The sequence below is a fragment of the Streptomyces sp. NPDC093018 genome (assembly GCF_040684035.1).
Lineage (GTDB): Bacteria > Actinomycetota > Actinomycetes > Streptomycetales > Streptomycetaceae > Streptomyces > Streptomyces murinus.
Genome location: NZ_JBFBFF010000003.1, coordinates 420,183 through 435,039 on the forward strand (window position 1 = coordinate 420,183; position 14,857 = coordinate 435,039).

Genomic DNA, 14,857 nt, shown 5'->3' on the forward strand with positions numbered 1-14,857 from the left:
GTGGTCCCTGACGGACCCGGGCCGCCCTTTCGCATCCGCCGGGGCCCCGCCGCCCAGGTGCTCTCCCGCGCGTACGGCGGCCGCGCGGGCGGGAGTGCGCCGCCGCGCGAAAGACGCTCTCTCCCGCGCGCGGCCGTCGCCCCCCTCGGGGGCGAGCCGCTCCCAGCCGTGCTCGACGCTCTCCCGCGCGCACGGCCGCCGCGCGCTGCCGGGCAAGCTGCCCGCGCCGTCGGAGAAGACGCTCCCCCGCGCGCACGGCCGCCGCGTCGGCGAGAATGCCTGACGTGACCGCCGCCGACCGACCGGCCCCGCCCGCCGCGTCCTTCCCCGCCGCCCGGACCGACCTCCGCCCGGCCGTCCAGGCCCAGCCTTCACCGCCGGACGCCCGGATCCAGCTCTCGGTGCCGGACGCCCACCTCTGGTCCGGAGGTGCCGGTGCCGCGCCGCCGGCCCCCCGGTGGCGGCGCCTCGCCACCCCCGCCGGTGTGCTCGCGGCCGTCGCCGGAGCCTTCGCCTATGTCGGCGTCGTCGATCCGAACCATCCCGGCCACTACCCGGTCTGCCCCCTCTACCGGTTCACCGGCCTGTACTGCCCCGGCTGCGGTGGACTGCGCAGCGCGCACGCGTTCGTGCACGGGGACCTGACGGCCGCGCTGCACGACAACGCGCCCGCCGTGGCCGGCTACTTCCTCTTCGCGGTGCTGTGGGTGCTCTGGGTCGTACGGGCGTGGCGCGGCCGGCCCGCACGGCTCGCACTCGGCAATGCCCAGATGTGGGTCATCGGCGCGCTGCTGCTGGCGTTCACCGTGGTCCGCAATCTGCCGTTCGGCGCCTGGCTGCACCCCTGACCTGCGGCGCCGATGTCCAAGGAGTGAAACCGGCGTCCACCGGATGCGGAGCCGGGGCCCTGCTCCGGATACCATCGAGTGACCAAGGGTTTTCACAACCTGAAGGAACCTGAAGGAACCAACCGTCTGAAAGGGGGCCGCTCGCGTGAGTGTGCTCGACGAGATCATCGACGGAGTCCGTGCCGACCTCGCGGAGCGGCAGGCACGCGTCAGCCTCGACGAGCTCAAGGAGCGCGCGGCCAAAGCACCCGCCGCCAAGGACGGGGTCGCCGCGCTCCGGGGCGACGGCGTCAAGGTGATCTGCGAGGTCAAGCGCTCCAGCCCCTCCAAGGGCGCGCTGGCCGCGATCGCCGACCCGGCCGGGCTCGCCGCGGACTACGAGGCGGGCGGTGCGGCCGTCATCTCCGTCCTCACCGAACAGCGCCGCTTCGGCGGCTCCCTCGCCGACCTGGAGGCCGTCCGCGCCCGCGTGGACATCCCGGTGCTGCGCAAGGACTTCATCGTCACCTCGTACCAGCTGTGGGAGGCCCGCGCGTACGGCGCCGACCTCGCCCTGCTGATCGTGGCCGCCCTGGAGCAGCCCGCCCTGGAGTCCCTCATCGAGCGCGCCGTCTCCATCGGCCTCACCCCGCTGGTCGAGGTGCACGACGAGGACGAGGTCGAGCGCGCCGTGGCCGCGGGCGCCCGGATCATCGGCATCAACGCGCGCAACCTCAAGACCCTCCAGGTCGACCGCGGCACCTTCGAGCGGGTCGCCCCGGAGGTCCCCGAGGGCATCGTCAAGGTCGCCGAGTCCGGCGTGCGCGGTCCGCACGACCTGATCGCCTACGCCAACGCCGGCGCCGACGCCGTCCTGGTGGGCGAGTCCCTGGTCACCGGCCGCGACCCGAGGACCGCCGTCTCCGACATGGTCGCCGCGGGCGAGCACCCCGCGCTGCGACACGGCCGCGACTGAGCTCCCGCTAGGCTGACCCCGATGACTGCGACCATGACGACCGCGGACCGCTACGCGCGCCTCGCCCGTGGCTGCCGTCCGCGCGGCTGCCGCGCGCCCGCGCGCCGCGTCCACGGCCGCCGGGTCCGCTACGTCATCGGCGACGAACCGGGGCAGGTCAACGGCATGCGATGGCACCGGCCGAACTTCAGGGGCGCGGGGCAGGGCTGATTCTGTGGCTCCGTCGCGTGAGCGCGACGAGCCGCTGACGGCCCGCAGTCGACAGACGACCTCCCGCCCCACGGCGAACAGTGTCTTTTCACCGCACTCACCGTGAGGTTTCCGCATGCCCAGCAACTACTTCTTCCCCGACCCGGAGGGTCAGGTCCCCAGTTCCGAGGGCTACTTCGGAGCGTTCGGCGGCAAGTTCATCCCGGAGGCCCTCGTCGCCGCCGTGGACGAGGTCGCCGTCGAGTACGACAAGGCCAAGCAGGACCCCGAGTTCGCCCGCGAACTGGACGACCTGATGGTCAACTACACCGGCCGCCCCTCGGCGCTCACCGAGGTGCCCCGGTTCGCCGAACACGCCGGTGGCGCACGGGTGTTCCTCAAGCGCGAGGACCTGAACCACACCGGCTCGCACAAGATCAACAACGTGCTCGGCCAGGCGCTGCTCACCAAGCGCATGGGCAAGACCCGGGTCATCGCCGAGACCGGCGCGGGCCAGCACGGCGTCGCCACCGCCACCGCCTGCGCCCTGTTCGGCCTCGACTGCACCATCTACATGGGCGAGATCGACACCGAGCGCCAGGCCCTGAACGTGGCCCGGATGCGGATGCTCGGCGCCGAGGTGGTCGCCGTGAAGTCCGGCAGCCGCACCCTCAAGGACGCCATCAACGAGGCGTTCCGGGACTGGGTCGCCAACGTCGACCGCACCCACTACCTGTTCGGCACCGTCGCGGGTCCCCACCCCTTCCCGGCCATGGTCCGCGACTTCCACCGGGTCATCGGTGTCGAGGCCCGCCGCCAGATCCTGGAGCGCGCCGGACGCCTGCCCGACGCGGCCGTCGCCTGCGTCGGCGGCGGCTCCAACGCCATCGGCCTCTTCCACGCCTTCGTGCCCGACGAAGGCGTCCGCCTCATCGGCTGCGAGCCGGCGGGCCACGGCCTCGACACCGGCGAGCACGCGGCCACCCTGACCGCGGGCGAGCCCGGCATCCTGCACGGCTCCCGCTCCTACGTCCTCCAGGACGAGGAGGGCCAGATCACCGAGCCGTACTCGATCTCGGCCGGTCTGGACTACCCCGGCATCGGACCCGAGCACGCCTACCTCAAGGACTCGGGCCGCGGCGAGTACCGCGCGGTCACCGACGACGCCGCGATGCAGGCGCTGCGCCTGCTGTCGCGCACCGAGGGCATCATCCCGGCCATCGAGAGCGCCCACGCCCTCGCGGGCGCCCTGGACGTCGGCAAGGAGCTGGGCCCGGACGGGCTGATCGTCGTCAACCTCTCCGGTCGCGGCGACAAGGACATGGACACCGCGGCCCGCTACTTCGGGCTGTACGACACCGACGCCGAGGTGGCCGCGGACGCCGCCGCCACCGCCGAGATCGAGGGGGATGCCAAGTGAGCGGAAACATTCAGCTGTTGACGGACACCCTCGCCGCCGCCAAGGCCGAGGGCCGGGCCGCGCTCATCGCCTACCTCCCGGCCGGGTTCCCGACCGTGGACGGTGGCATCGAGGCGATCAAGGCCGTGTTCGACGGCGGTGCCGACGTGGTCGAGGTGGGCCTGCCGCACAGCGACCCGGTCCTGGACGGCCCGGTCATCCAGACCGCCGACGACATCGCCCTGCGCGGCGGCGTCAAGATCGCGGACGTGCTGCGCACGGTACGGGAGGCCCACGCGGCCACCGGCAAGCCCGTGCTCGTGATGACGTACTGGAACCCCATCGACCGCTACGGTGTCGAGCGGTTCACCGCCGAGCTGGCCGAGGCGGGCGGCGCGGGCTGCATCCTGCCCGACCTGCCGGTGCAGGAGTCCGCGCTGTGGCGGGAGCACGCCGACAAGCACGGCCTCGCCACGGTCTTCGTGGTGGCGCCGAGCAGCAGGGACGCGCGGCTCGCCGAGATCACCGCGGTGGGCAGCGGCTTCGTCTACGCCGCCTCGCTCATGGGCGTCACCGGCACCCGTGAGTCCGTCGGCACGCAGGCCCAGGACCTGGTGCAGCGCACCCGGGTCACCCGCGCCGAGCTGCCCGTCTGCGTCGGCCTCGGCGTCTCCGACGCGGTCCAGGCCGCCGAGGTCGCCACCTTCGCCGACGGTGTGATCGTCGGATCGGCCTTCGTCAAGCGGATGCTGGACGCCCCGGACCACGCGTCCGGCCTCGCGGCGGTGCGCGAACTGGCCGGGGACCTGGCGAAGGGCGTACGCGGCCAGGCGTGACCCGCGGATCGTCGCGGAGCGGCCGGCGCCCGCCGGTCGTCATGTACCGGGCATTCCGGTCACTCGAACGGGTGGACCTCGGGCCGGGGAGGCGCGCTGCGCCTCCCCGGTTCGTTCTGGGGGTGTGAGCGAGAAGAACGGTGACGGAAAGCGGACCGCCCGCCAGCGGCTGGCGGCCGAACGCGAGAAGCAGAAGTCCGCGGAGAAGCGGCGGCGGTCGCTGATCGTGGGCGCCAGCGTCGTCTGCGTCCTGGCCCTTGCGGCGGTGATCGGCGTGATCGCCGCGAACGCGGGCAAGAACAAGGCGAGCAGCGACGCGGGCCCGGTCGTGGCGCCCTCCGGCGCGCAGGGCAAGGACGGTCTCGCGATCCCGGTCGGCAAGGACGCGGCGAAGTCGACGCTCACCATCTGGGAGGACTTCCGCTGCCCCGCCTGCCAGGCCTTCGAGGCGGCGTACCGGCCCACCCTCCATGAGCTGGTCGACGCGGGCAAGCTGCGCATCGAGTACCACCTGGTCCGGCTGATCGACGGCAATCTCGGCGGCATCGGCTCGCTGCGCGCGGCCAACGCGGCGGCGTGCGCCCAGGACGCCGGGAAGTTCCGTGACTACCACGACACGCTGTACTCCAACCAGCCCAAGGAGACCGACGACGCCTTCGCGAGCAACGCCAAGCTGATCACGCTGGCGGGCAAGGTCGGCGGCCTGGACACCCCGGCGTTCCAGAAGTGTGTGAAGGCGGGGACGCACGACAGCTGGGTGAACCGCTCGCAGAAGGCGTTCCAGGGCGGCGGCTTCAGTGGCACGCCCACGGTCCTGCTCGGCGGCAAGAACATCTACCAGGACCAGACGATGTCCCCGGCCAAGCTGAAGCAGATGGTGGAGTCGGCGGACCAGGGGTAGGGGGCCGCCGGTAAGCGAATCTCATGTCCCTGTTATGGACCCGTAGCCAGGCGGCTTGGTGTCCCCGGGGCCCGGCACGGTAGCGTCGGACTTGCCATGGAACTTGCCTACATTCCCAGTCCGTCCCGCGGGGTGCTGTACCTCGGCCCCATTCCGCTGCGCGGCTACGCCTTCTGCATCATCATCGGCGTCTTCATCGCCGTCTGGCTCGGCAACCGGCGCTGGGTCGCCCGCGGCGGGCAGTCCGGCACGGTCGCCGACATCGCGGTGTGGGCCGTGCCGTTCGGCCTGGTCGGCGGTCGGCTCTACCACGTGATCACGGACTACGAGCTGTACTTCAGCCCCGGCCGTGACTGGGTGGACGCCTTCAAGGTGTGGCAGGGCGGTCTGGGCATCTGGGGCGCGATCGCGCTCGGGGCGCTGGGCGCGTGGATCGGGGCGCGGCGCCGGGGCATCCCGATGCCGGCGTACGCCGACGCGGTGGCGCCCGGTATCGCCCTCGCGCAGGCCATGGGGCGCTGGGGCAACTGGTTCAACCAGGAGCTGTACGGCAGGGAGACCCATCTGCCCTGGGCGCTGCACATCACGTCCTCCGAGGGCGGCCGGGTGCCGGGGTACTACCACCCGACCTTCCTCTACGAGTCCCTGTGGTGCATCGGCGTCGCCTTCCTGGTGATGTGGGCCGACCGCCGCTTCAAGCTGGGCCATGGCCGGGCGTTCGCCCTGTACGTCGCCGCGTACTGCGTGGGCCGCGGCTGGATCGAGTACATGCGGGTGGACGACGCCCACCACATCCTCGGCCTGCGCCTCAACGACTGGACGGCGCTGATCGTCTTCCTCCTGGCGGTCACCTACATGATCCTCTCGGCCCGCCTCCGCCCGGGCCGCGAGGAGGTCGTGGAACCCCTCGCCGCAGGCGGGGTCGCCTCCGGCGGTTCGGCGGAGGATACGGAGACGGACACCGGGGCCGGAAAGCCCGCCGCGTCGGAGCCGAAGGCCGAACCGGCCGACGAGCCGGAGCCGAAGGCACCCGCCGAGGAACCCGAGTCGGCGACGAAGAAGAGCTGACGACCGCCTACCTGTACGACACCGAGGGCGCCCGGATCACCCCGGGCGCCCTCGGCGTTTGTGACACCGGGCGCGGCCGGGCCGGGCATGGGCGGGCGAGCGGCGGAGGGCCGGTCGTGGGTGGTGCACTAGGCGTGGGCGGCGGGCCGCGGCGGAGGCCGGGAGACAGCGGAGGCCGGGAGATACGGGACGCATTCTCGGCTCGCCCGCCCGTTGCCCCGTTACCCGATCGCCCCGTTCACGGCGGTAGGCGGTCAGCGGACGGGGACTGCGCGGCGGCGAAAAGCGGGTGCCGAGCGCCGGACGCCCGGCCGGACGCCCCCTTGCCGCCGCGCCCTCTTTCCGGCGCAGCGCCATCTTCTCCGCGCCGATCCGCTGACCTCCCTGCGCGGGTCCCCTCTTCCCGCAGCCACCTCACCTCTCGGCGCAGGCCACTTCTCCCGGCGCCGCCCCTTCATCCGCCGCGACGGCGCCCCACGCGGCGACGGCGACCGGGTGGTGTCCGATCGGCTGCAGCTGCAGCTGCAGCTGCAGCCCGAGCCCTGGCCCTGGCCCGAGCCCCCACCCTCACCCCCCGGGCCACCGTCGGAGCCCAGGGCCCCGCCCCCGCTCTCACCGCCTCCGAGCCAGTGATCTCACCGCCTCCGGGCCAGTGACAGGGTGCGGTGGGCCATGGCCACCACCGCTGCGTCGATGAAGCGGCCGTCGGGGAGGGCCTGGGCGCCGGGGGTGGTGGTGGCGGCCTTGAGGATGGTCTCGGCGTGATCCAGTTCGGCGGGGGTGGGCAGATAGGCGCGCTCGATGACCGGGAGCTGGCGGGGGTGGATCGCGGCGCGGCCGAGGAAGCCGAGGGCGCGGCCGTGGGCGCAGGAGGCGGCCAGGCCGTCGAGGTCGCGGATGTCGGGGTGCACGGTCTGCGCCGGCGGGGGCAGCCCCGCGGCGCGCGCGGCGACGATCACCCGGGAGCGCGGCCAGTCAAGGCCCGAGTCGGCCCGTACCCCGAGGTCAGCCCGCAGATCCGCCTCCCCGAGGGAGATGCCCCGCAGCGAAGGATGCGCGCCCGCGATGGCGTACGCGTGCTCGACGGCCAGCGCCGACTCCAGCAGCGCGTACAGCGGGAACGGAACGGCGGCGGCGACCCGGCGCACCTCCGAGGGACCGGTCACCTTCGGCAGCCGTAGCCCCGAAAGACCCCGCAACCCCCGCAGCGCCGCCAGGTCGGCGCTCGCCCACGGCGTGTCCAGGGCGTTCATCCGCACATGCACCGGCACCGGATGTGTCGCCGTCAGCAGGTCCGCCGTGGCGGCGCGCGCGTACTCCTTGCGGTCCGGCGCCACCGCGTCCTCCAGGTCGATCACCACCACGTCCGCGCCCGCCACCAGCGCCTTGGTGACCACCTGGGGCCGGTCCCCGGGGACGTACAGCCAGGTCAGCGGCGTCACAGGGCGCCCTCCGCGCGCAGGGCGGCGATCTCGGCCGGGGCGAGGCCCAGCTCGGCGAGGACCGTGTCGGTGTCCGCGCCGTGCGGCCGACCGGCCCAGCGGATCGCGCCGGGCGTGGCGGACAGCCGGAACAGCACGTTCTGCAGGCGCAGCGGACCCAGCTCCGGGTCCGGCACGGTCGTCACCGTGTTCAGCGCCTGGTACTGGGGATCCTCGAACACGTCCCGCACATCCTGCACCGGCGCCACCGCCGCCTCCGCCTTCTCGAACGCCGCGAGGACCTCCGTACGGGTGCGGGCGGCGATCCAGGAGCCGACCGCCGCGTCCAGCACCTCCGCGTGCGCGGCCCGCTGCGCGCCGGTCGCGAACCAGGGCTCCTCGATCAGCTCCGGCCGCCCCACCAGCCGCATCACCCGCTCCGCCACCGACTGCGCGGAGGTGGAGACGGCCACCCAGGTGCCGTCGGCGGTGCGATACGTGTTGCGCGGGGCGTTGTTCGCGGACCGGTTGCCGGTGCGTTCCTGGACGTACCCGAGCTGGTCGTACCAGGTGGGGTGCGGCCCGAGCACGGACAGGATCGGCTCGATGATCGCCATGTCCACGACCTGCCCGGTGCCGGTGCGCTCCCGCGCGGCCAGCGCCGTGAGCACGGCGTACGCGGTGGTGAGGCCCGCGACCGAGTCGGCGAGCCCGAAGGGCGGCAGCACCGGCGGCGCGTCCGGCTCCCCGGTGAGCGCGGCGAAGCCGCTCATCGCCTCCGCGAGGGTGCCGAACCCGGGCCGGTGCGCATACGGCCCGAACTGCCCGAACGCGGTGACCCGGGCGAGCACCAGGCGCGGGTTGGCCGCGGACAGCTCCGCCCAGCCCAGGTCCCATTTCTCCAGCGTCCCGGGGCGGAAGTTCTCGATCACGACATCGGCGGTGGCGGCGAGCCGCAGCAGGGTCGCCCGGCCGCCCGGCCGGGACAGGTCCAGGGTGATCGCCCGCTTGTTGCGGCCGAGCACCTTCCACCACAGGCCGACCCCGTCCTTCGCCGGGCCGTGCCCCCGCGATGGATCGGGGCGCCCCGGATGCTCGACCTTGATCACCTCGGCGCCGAAGTCACCGAGCAGCGTCGCGGCCATGGGCCCGGCGAAGAGCGTCGCCAGGTCCAGCACCCGCACCCCGTCCAGCGCCCCGGCGCGCGCCGTCGTACCCCCGCTCGCCCCTTCACCCCTGGCCCCGTTCACGCGGTGAACCGGGCGTCGATCTCCGGGCGGTACGGCATCGACGCCGACGCCCTGGCCCGCTCGACCGAGAGGGACGCCGCGGCGGCCGCCCAGGACAGGGCCTCCCGTACGGGTTTCTCCTCGGCCAGGGCCACCGCGAGCGCCCCGGTGAAGGTGTCGCCCGCGCCCGTGCTGTCCACCGCCTCGACCCGGGGCGCGGGCACCACCAGCGGCTCGGCGTCCCGGGAGACGTACAGACAGCCGGTGGCGCCCAGGGTGACCACCGCGCGCGGCACCAGTTCGAGCAGTGCGGTGGCGGCCTCGCGCGGGTCGGTGCGGCCGGTGAGGGTGATGGCCTCGTACTGGTTGGGCACCAGCAGATCGGTGGCGGCGAGGAGTTCGGGCGGCAGCGGCTGGACGGGGGAGGGGGTGAGGATCGTCCGGACCCCGTGCCGGTGCGCGGCGGCGGCGCCCGCGACCACCGCGGCCAGCGGGATCTCCAGCTGGAGCAGCAGGGTGTCGGCGGAGGCGATCAGCCCCTCGTCGCCGGGCGAGAGATGGTCGACGGTGCCATTGGCGCCCGGGATGACGACGATGGAGTTGCCGCCCTCGTCGTCCACCACGATGTGCGCGGTGCCGGAGGGGCCCTCGACCGTGCGCAGGAAGTCGGTGTCCACGCCGGAGTGTTCGAGGGTCTCCCGCAGCCGGGTCCCGGCCGCGTCGTTGCCCACCGCGCCGATCATCGAGACGGTGGCGCCGGCCCGGGCGGCGGCGATCGCCTGGTTGGCGCCCTTGCCGCCGGGGATCGTACGGAACTCCCGGCCGGTCACCGTCTCGCCGCGCCCCGGGGCCTTGGCGACGAAGGCGACGAGATCCATGTTCGTGCTGCCGAGGACGGCGATATGGGTCATGGGCGGTTCGCCTCCAGATGGGTGAGGTGGGCGAGGGTGTCGAAGCCGGTGCCGTCGAAGTCGGCGACGGTGGTGGCGAGCCGGTTCTTCAGCGGGGCCCGCCAGTGCTCGGGGAGCGCGGCGGGGGAGCCCGCGAGGAGCCCGGCGATGCTGCCCGCGCTCGCGCCGACCGAGTCGGTGTCCAGGCCGCCCGCCACCGCCCGCCCGATCGAGCCGGTGAAGTCGCCGTCCGCGTGGGTGAGCGCGGCGGCCAGCAGGGCGGTGTTGGGCAGGGCGTGCACCCAGTGGTGGGTGGGGGAGTAGCGGGCGTGGAGTTCGTCCACCACGGTGTCGAAGTCCTCGTGCCGGGCGGCCAGTCGGACGGCGTGGTCGATGGCCCCGGCGAGCCGGGAGCGGTCCGGGACGACCGAACGGCCGATCCGCAGACAGGCGTGGACGTCATGGTCGCCGGTGGCGGCCGCGGCGAGGGTGGCGGCGGTGAACATGGCGGCGTAGACACCGTTGCCCGTATGGGTCAACACGGCGTCCCTGTAAGCCTGTTCGGCGGCGGCGCCCGGGTCGCCCGGGTTGGTCCAGCCGTGGACGTCGGCGCGGATCAGGGCGCCGATCCACTCCCGGAAGGGGTTGCGGTGGCGGGCGGTGTGCGGGGGTTCCACACCGCAAAGGAGGTTGCGGTAGGCGAGGCGCTCCGCGGTGAACGTCCGCCCCGGGGGCAGCTCGTCGAGCCACAGCCGGGCGACGTCCGCGGTGCTGAAGCCCTTGCCGTGCCGCTGGAGCAACAGGAGGTTGAGCAGCGGGTAGTCGAGGTCGTCGTCCTCGGGCATGCCGTCGATGTTCTCGGCGAGCGAGGTGGCGGCCGAGCGGCGGTTCCACGGATGCGCGTCGAGCAGTTCGGCGGGCACGCCCCGGGCGGTGAAGTAGCCGGTCAGCGGCCAGTTGCCGCTCGCCCGTGCGAGGGCGCGCACGGCGTCCGGGGGCAGCTTCTCGACCGGCTTGCCCAGCAGGCAGCCGGCGGCCCGGCCCAGCCAGGACGCCTCGAACGCGAGCGGTCCCGGCGCCCCGGCGAGCCGCGCGGTGGGCCAGTCGGGGCAGGCGGCCCGGATCGCGGCCGGATCGGTCGGCTCGTCGTCGGCCAACCGGCTGGGCAGATCGGCCAGTTCGTCCAGCAGATCCTCGGCGAGCAGCCGCAGATAGCGGGAGACGCGGTGCGGGGAGGCGCCCGCCCGGTCCGGGGCGTCCGGGCCGCCCGCCGCCCGCCAGCGCTCCTCGATCCGGGACGGCTCACGGCCGTCGAGGCGGGCCTGGCGCAGCTCGTGCCCGAGCAGGTCCTCGGGCTGGACCCAGGTCAGCCGGAGCACGGCACACCTCCCCGGTCGGAGCGGGGTGGGTCGTCCGGGTCGGGGGTGGCTGTCTGGTCGGAGCGGGGTGGGTCGTCCGGGTCGGGGGTGGCTGTCTGGTCGGAGCGGGGTGGGTCGTCCGGGTCGGGGGTGCCTGTCCGGTCTGAGCGGGGCGCGTCATCCGTGTCCGGGACTCCTCCCAGGGCCGCGAAGGCCAGCTCATGGGCGCGGCGCCGGGCGCGGTCGAGGGCGAACACCTCGCGCGTGACCTGGGCGAGCGTTCGGGCCGGCTGCCACAGGTCCAGTCGGCTGGCCTCCGCGACCGTCTTCGCCCACTCCTCGGGCACCGGCGAGCCGAGCGCGCCCGCGAGGGCACCGGCCATGGTGGCGATCGAGTCGCAGTCGCGCCCGTAGTTGACCGAACCGAGCACCGCGTGCCGGTAGTCGCCGCCGGAGATCACCAACATGCCGAGGGCGACGGGGAGTTCCTCGATGGAGTGCAGCCGCGAGGGGCGGCGGGCACCGAGCGAGGGGGCCCGGTAGTCCGGGCCGACGGTGTCGTACGGCTCGACCGCCGCGCGCAGCGGACCGAGCGCCGAGGCGAAGTCGCTGTGCCGGCAGGCCACTTCGCAGACCTTCTCGATCGCCTCCCGGGTGCCGTCCTTGGCCAGCGCGAGACAGGCGGTCACCACCGAGTCCGCCGTCGCGTCCGGCGCGCTGGCGGCGGCGACGGCCGCGGCGAAGACACCGGCCGCCTCCCGGCCGTACGACGACTGGTGGGCACCGGCGATGTCCAGCGCCTCGGCGTAAGCGGCCCGCGGATCGGCCGCGTTGACCAGGCCGACGGGCGCCATGTACATCGCCGCACCGCAGTTGACGATGTTGCCGGTGCCCGCCTCCCGGGGGTCCGCGTGGCCGTAGGCGAGCCGGGCCACCAGCCACTTCTCGGCGAGGAAGAGACGGTGCAGCGGCAGCGCCTCCGCCTCCAGCTCGGGGATCCAGCGGGGGTTGGTCATCAGGTCGGGCACCAGGTGCTCGGCGAGCGCGTAGGCGTCGAGGTGGTCGCGGACGCGGTCGTAGACCCGGACCAGGGCGTGCGTCATCAAGGTGTCGTCGGTGACGTGTCCGTCGCCCTTGTGGTACGGCGCGAGCGGGCGGGCGGTGCGCCAGGCGTCGCCGTGCCAGGGGCCGACGATGCCGTGCACCAGGCCGCCGTGGCGCTCGGTGATCTGGTCGGGGGAGTAGCCCTCCACCGGTCCGCCGAGGGCGTCGCCGACGGCGGCTCCGACGAGGGCGCCGGTGATCCGTTCGTCCAGATCGGGCTGTCCGGTGCCTTTGGGTTGCTTGGGCGTCATGCCCGAATCATCCTCCCGGGCGGGCCGGTTGCGCGGCTTCCAGAAGTCCGGCGAGTTCCACCAGATCGGTGCCGGTGAGGCGGGGCAGGGCGCAGCCGGGCAGCACCCGGCAGGCGTCCCGCCAGGTCTCCGGGATCGCGGCGGCGCCACCGAGCGCGCCGGTGAGGGCGCCCACGAGGGCGGGGGCCGAGTCGGCGACCCGGGACAGGCAGGCGGCCGCGGGCACGGCCGCGGCGATACGGCCGTCGGTGGCGGTGGTCAGCGCGAGCGCGACAGGGACGGTCTCGGCGGCGGCCACGCCATAGCTGTAGACGTGGTCCACGATCTGGTGTTCGAGGAGCGGTACGAGGGCGAAGGCGGACGCGCCGTCCGCGGCGAGGGCGAGCGCGTGCCGGGCGTTGCGGCCGATCTCCGTGTCGGGCGGGAGTTCGGCGAGGGCGGCGGTGACACAGGTGCGGGTGTCCGCGCCGGTGAGGGCGAGCGAGACGGCCGCCGCCATGGCGCGGGCGCCGTGCACACCGTCACCGTCCTGGGTGTAGCGGGCGTCGAACTCGGCGAGGGCGGCGGCGCGTTCGGGGTCCCCGGGGTGCGCCACGGCGAGGGCGCAGGCGCGTACGCAGGCGGCGTCGTCGAAGTAGTGCGGGTTGTCGTGGCCGCTGGCGGGCGGGCGCAGACCGGTGGCGAGGTTGCCGAGTCCGGCCCGGACCGAGATGCGGGCGCGCAGCGGCAGTACGGCGGACTCGATCTCCGGCGCGCGGTCCGCGGCGGCGGCGACCTCGCAGGCGACGGCGGACCAGGTGAGGTCGATGGCGGCGCGCATACGACGGTCACGGCTGAGGTCGCCGAGGGCGTCGTCGGGCCCGGCCCGCAGCACCGCCTCCGCGGCGAAGGCCGCCCATTCGGCGTCGTCGGAGGGCCCGAGGCGGAGGGGTTCGGGGGGTTGGTTGAGGGCGATCGGCACCGGGAGGGTGGTGGTCGCGTTCTGCTCCGCGAAGGTGTCCAGCTCGCGGGTGAGCCGACGGGTCCACTCGGGCATCCGCGCGGCGCGGTGCCGGGCAGCGGGCCAGCCGGCGGCGTCCCCGGCCGCCAGCCCCAGCAGCATCCCTTCGACGCGCCCGGCCATCAGGCGGTCCCTTCGGTGCCGACCCCGGCATCGGCCCCGACCGCGTCCATGACACCGTCCACCGCGCTGCCCGCCTCGATGGTGAGGACGGGGACGGGGCTAGGGACGGGTGCAGGTGCGGCGGTCGGCCGACGGGTCGCGAGAGCGGGCAGGGGTGGGGCCGCCGGTCGGGGCGCGGCTGGTGCCGGCTGAGGTGGGGCCGTCGTATCAAGGGCGGTCGGTGTCGGCCGGGGCGGCTCCGTGGGTGGGAGGAGGAGGTCCGCCACCTCCAGCACATGCCGTCCGCCCATCGACGGCAGGCACCTTCCCCGCGCCGGGCCGATCGCGTCCGCCCAGGCCGCCGGGATCGCGGACAGACCCTGGCTCGCGCCCGAGAGCGCGCCCGCCACCGCCGCCGTCGTGTCCGCGTCGCGGCCCATGTTGACGGCGGTCAGGACCGCCTCGCGGAAGTCGCCGTCGGCCGTGGCGTAGGCGCCGAAGGCCAGCGCGACGGCCTCCGGGGCGAGGTCGGTCCAGGGATAGCCGCCGATGACGACCGCGGAGCGGACCGCACGTTCGCCGCGGTGGGCGACGGCCACCGCGCGGCGCAGCGAACGCGCGGTCCAGGAGTCGTCCGGGATCACCGCGAGGGCCGCGGCGATCACCACCGGGACCGGGGCGCCCGCCATCGCCGCGGCCACCCCCGCCGCGACGGCCTGGCCGCCGTAGATTCCCTCGCCCTCGTGGCTGACGGAGCCGTCGATCGCGACCAGCCGGGCCGCCTCCCCGGGGCGGCCCGCCGCGAACACCCCGAAGGGCGCCGCGCGCATCGCGAGTCCGTCGCTCCAGGCGTGCCGGTGCTGCGCGGAGATCGGCGCCGCGAGCCCCCGGCGCAGATTCTCCAGCGTGCCCCGCTCGCTGAAGCCCGCGCCGCGGAACGTGGCCCGCTCGGTGATCCACTCGTGCCAGGCCGCCTCCGCGTGCGCCGGGGTGAGCGCGGAGCCGTGCCGGGCGAGCAGCAGTCCGGAGAAGAGCGCGTACTCGGTGTCGTCCGTACCCTGCGGCCGGTCCGCGACGAACCCGGTGATACGGCCCCAGCGGGCCCGGATCTCGGAGGGCTTCAGATTCTCCGCGGGGGCGCCGAGCGCGTCGCCGACGGCCAGGCCGAGCAGTGCGCCCCGGGCCCGGGAGCGCACTCCGGTGAGCTCATCGGATGCCGGGAGCGGGGGAGTGCAGGCGGTCGATGCCATGGGCGGCCTCCTTCGGCGGGACCCGTCCGGGCCCGCGGACCCTTTGCGGATGTGTC

Annotated in this window: 14 protein-coding genes; 7 read left to right on the forward strand and 7 right to left on the reverse strand. The window is 74.4% G+C overall.

Annotated elements, in window-relative coordinates:
- Positions 1-485 precede the first annotated feature (485 nt).
- The 7 genes from AB0N90_RS09240 to lgt all read left to right on the forward strand — a co-directional run bounded on the left by AB0N90_RS09240 (position 486) and on the right by lgt (position 6,196).
- Positions 486-848 (forward strand): DUF2752 domain-containing protein, encoded by a 363-nt coding sequence (locus AB0N90_RS09240; protein ID WP_365194745.1) that lies wholly within the window; start codon positions 486-488, stop codon positions 846-848.
- 145 nt (positions 849-993) lie between these two features.
- Entirely contained in the window at positions 994-1,803 is an 810-nt protein-coding gene (trpC, locus tag AB0N90_RS09245; protein ID WP_361670897.1) for an indole-3-glycerol phosphate synthase TrpC, read from the forward strand.
- A 21-nt stretch (positions 1,804-1,824) separates the two neighbouring features.
- Positions 1,825-2,013 (forward strand): hypothetical protein, encoded by a 189-nt coding sequence (locus tag AB0N90_RS09250; RefSeq protein ID WP_361670894.1) that lies wholly within the window; start codon positions 1,825-1,827, stop codon positions 2,011-2,013.
- A 115-nt stretch (positions 2,014-2,128) separates the two neighbouring features.
- On the forward strand, positions 2,129-3,412 hold the full coding sequence (gene trpB / locus AB0N90_RS09255) for a tryptophan synthase subunit beta (RefSeq protein ID WP_161217823.1): 1,284 nt from the start codon (positions 2,129-2,131) through the stop codon (positions 3,410-3,412).
- Positions 3,409-4,227, forward strand: coding sequence for a tryptophan synthase subunit alpha (gene trpA / locus AB0N90_RS09260; protein ID WP_361670891.1), 819 nt, complete (start codon positions 3,409-3,411; stop codon positions 4,225-4,227). The genes trpB and trpA overlap by 4 nt, the downstream gene beginning before the upstream one ends.
- Positions 4,228-4,351: 124 nt before the next feature.
- Positions 4,352-5,128: a thioredoxin domain-containing protein gene (locus AB0N90_RS09265; protein ID WP_365194313.1), complete on the forward strand. Its 777-nt coding sequence runs from the start codon at positions 4,352-4,354 to the stop codon at positions 5,126-5,128.
- A 96-nt stretch (positions 5,129-5,224) separates the two neighbouring features.
- Positions 5,225-6,196 carry a prolipoprotein diacylglyceryl transferase gene (lgt, locus tag AB0N90_RS09270; protein WP_365194315.1) on the forward strand — a complete coding sequence of 324 codons (972 nt, stop codon included), beginning with the start codon at positions 5,225-5,227 and terminating at the stop codon, positions 6,194-6,196.
- A 635-nt stretch (positions 6,197-6,831) separates the two neighbouring features.
- Here lgt and AB0N90_RS09275 read toward each other — a convergent pair.
- Genes AB0N90_RS09275 through AB0N90_RS09305 form a run of 7 tightly spaced genes read right to left on the reverse strand, consistent with a single transcriptional unit; the run spans position 6,832 to position 14,801 of the window.
- The gene (locus AB0N90_RS09275; protein ID WP_365194318.1) at positions 6,832-7,638 is read right to left on the reverse strand and encodes a CoA ester lyase; all 807 of its coding nucleotides are present in this window, start codon (positions 7,636-7,638) and stop codon (positions 6,832-6,834) included.
- A complete protein-coding gene (locus AB0N90_RS09280) occupies positions 7,635-8,810 on the reverse strand; it encodes a CoA transferase (protein ID WP_365194747.1) in 1,176 nt (391 codons plus the stop codon). The genes AB0N90_RS09275 and AB0N90_RS09280 overlap by 4 nt, the downstream gene beginning before the upstream one ends.
- Positions 8,811-8,863: 53 nt before the next feature.
- Positions 8,864-9,757 (reverse strand): ribokinase, encoded by an 894-nt coding sequence (locus tag AB0N90_RS09285; RefSeq protein WP_365194320.1) that lies wholly within the window; start codon positions 9,755-9,757, stop codon positions 8,864-8,866.
- The gene (locus AB0N90_RS09290; protein WP_365194321.1) at positions 9,754-11,115 is read right to left on the reverse strand and encodes an ADP-ribosylglycohydrolase family protein; all 1,362 of its coding nucleotides are present in this window, start codon (positions 11,113-11,115) and stop codon (positions 9,754-9,756) included. The genes AB0N90_RS09285 and AB0N90_RS09290 overlap by 4 nt, the downstream gene beginning before the upstream one ends.
- Positions 11,103-12,449 carry an ADP-ribosylglycohydrolase family protein gene (locus AB0N90_RS09295; RefSeq protein ID WP_365194323.1) on the reverse strand — a complete coding sequence of 449 codons (1,347 nt, stop codon included), beginning with the start codon at positions 12,447-12,449 and terminating at the stop codon, positions 11,103-11,105. The genes AB0N90_RS09290 and AB0N90_RS09295 overlap by 13 nt, the downstream gene beginning before the upstream one ends.
- A gap of 7 nt (positions 12,450-12,456) precedes the next feature.
- A complete protein-coding gene (locus AB0N90_RS09300; RefSeq protein WP_365194326.1) occupies positions 12,457-13,572 on the reverse strand; it encodes an ADP-ribosylglycohydrolase family protein in 1,116 nt (371 codons plus the stop codon).
- Positions 13,572-14,801, reverse strand: a complete 1,230-nt coding sequence (locus tag AB0N90_RS09305; protein ID WP_365194328.1) for an ADP-ribosylglycohydrolase family protein — start codon at positions 14,799-14,801, stop codon at positions 13,572-13,574. The genes AB0N90_RS09300 and AB0N90_RS09305 overlap by 1 nt, the downstream gene beginning before the upstream one ends.
- Between the last annotated feature and the right edge of the window lie 56 nt (positions 14,802-14,857).

Excerpts from the sequence above, each read along its gene's own strand:
- AB0N90_RS09300 (WP_365194326.1), bottom strand. The coding sequence starts at position 13,572 with ATGGCCGGGCGCGTCGAAGGGATGCTGCTGGGGCTGGCGGCCGGGGAC.
- AB0N90_RS09295 (WP_365194323.1), bottom strand. The coding sequence starts at position 12,449 with ATGACGCCCAAGCAACCCAAAGGCACCGGACAGCCCGATCTGGACGAA.
- AB0N90_RS09305 (WP_365194328.1), bottom strand. The coding sequence starts at position 14,801 with ATGGCATCGACCGCCTGCACTCCCCCGCTCCCGGCATCCGATGAGCTC.
- lgt (WP_365194315.1), top strand. The coding sequence starts at position 5,225 with ATGGAACTTGCCTACATTCCCAGTCCGTCCCGCGGGGTGCTGTACCTC.
- trpB (WP_161217823.1), top strand. The coding sequence starts at position 2,129 with ATGCCCAGCAACTACTTCTTCCCCGACCCGGAGGGTCAGGTCCCCAGT.
- AB0N90_RS09285 (WP_365194320.1), bottom strand. The coding sequence starts at position 9,757 with ATGACCCATATCGCCGTCCTCGGCAGCACGAACATGGATCTCGTCGCC.
- AB0N90_RS09250 (WP_361670894.1), top strand. The coding sequence starts at position 1,825 with ATGACTGCGACCATGACGACCGCGGACCGCTACGCGCGCCTCGCCCGT.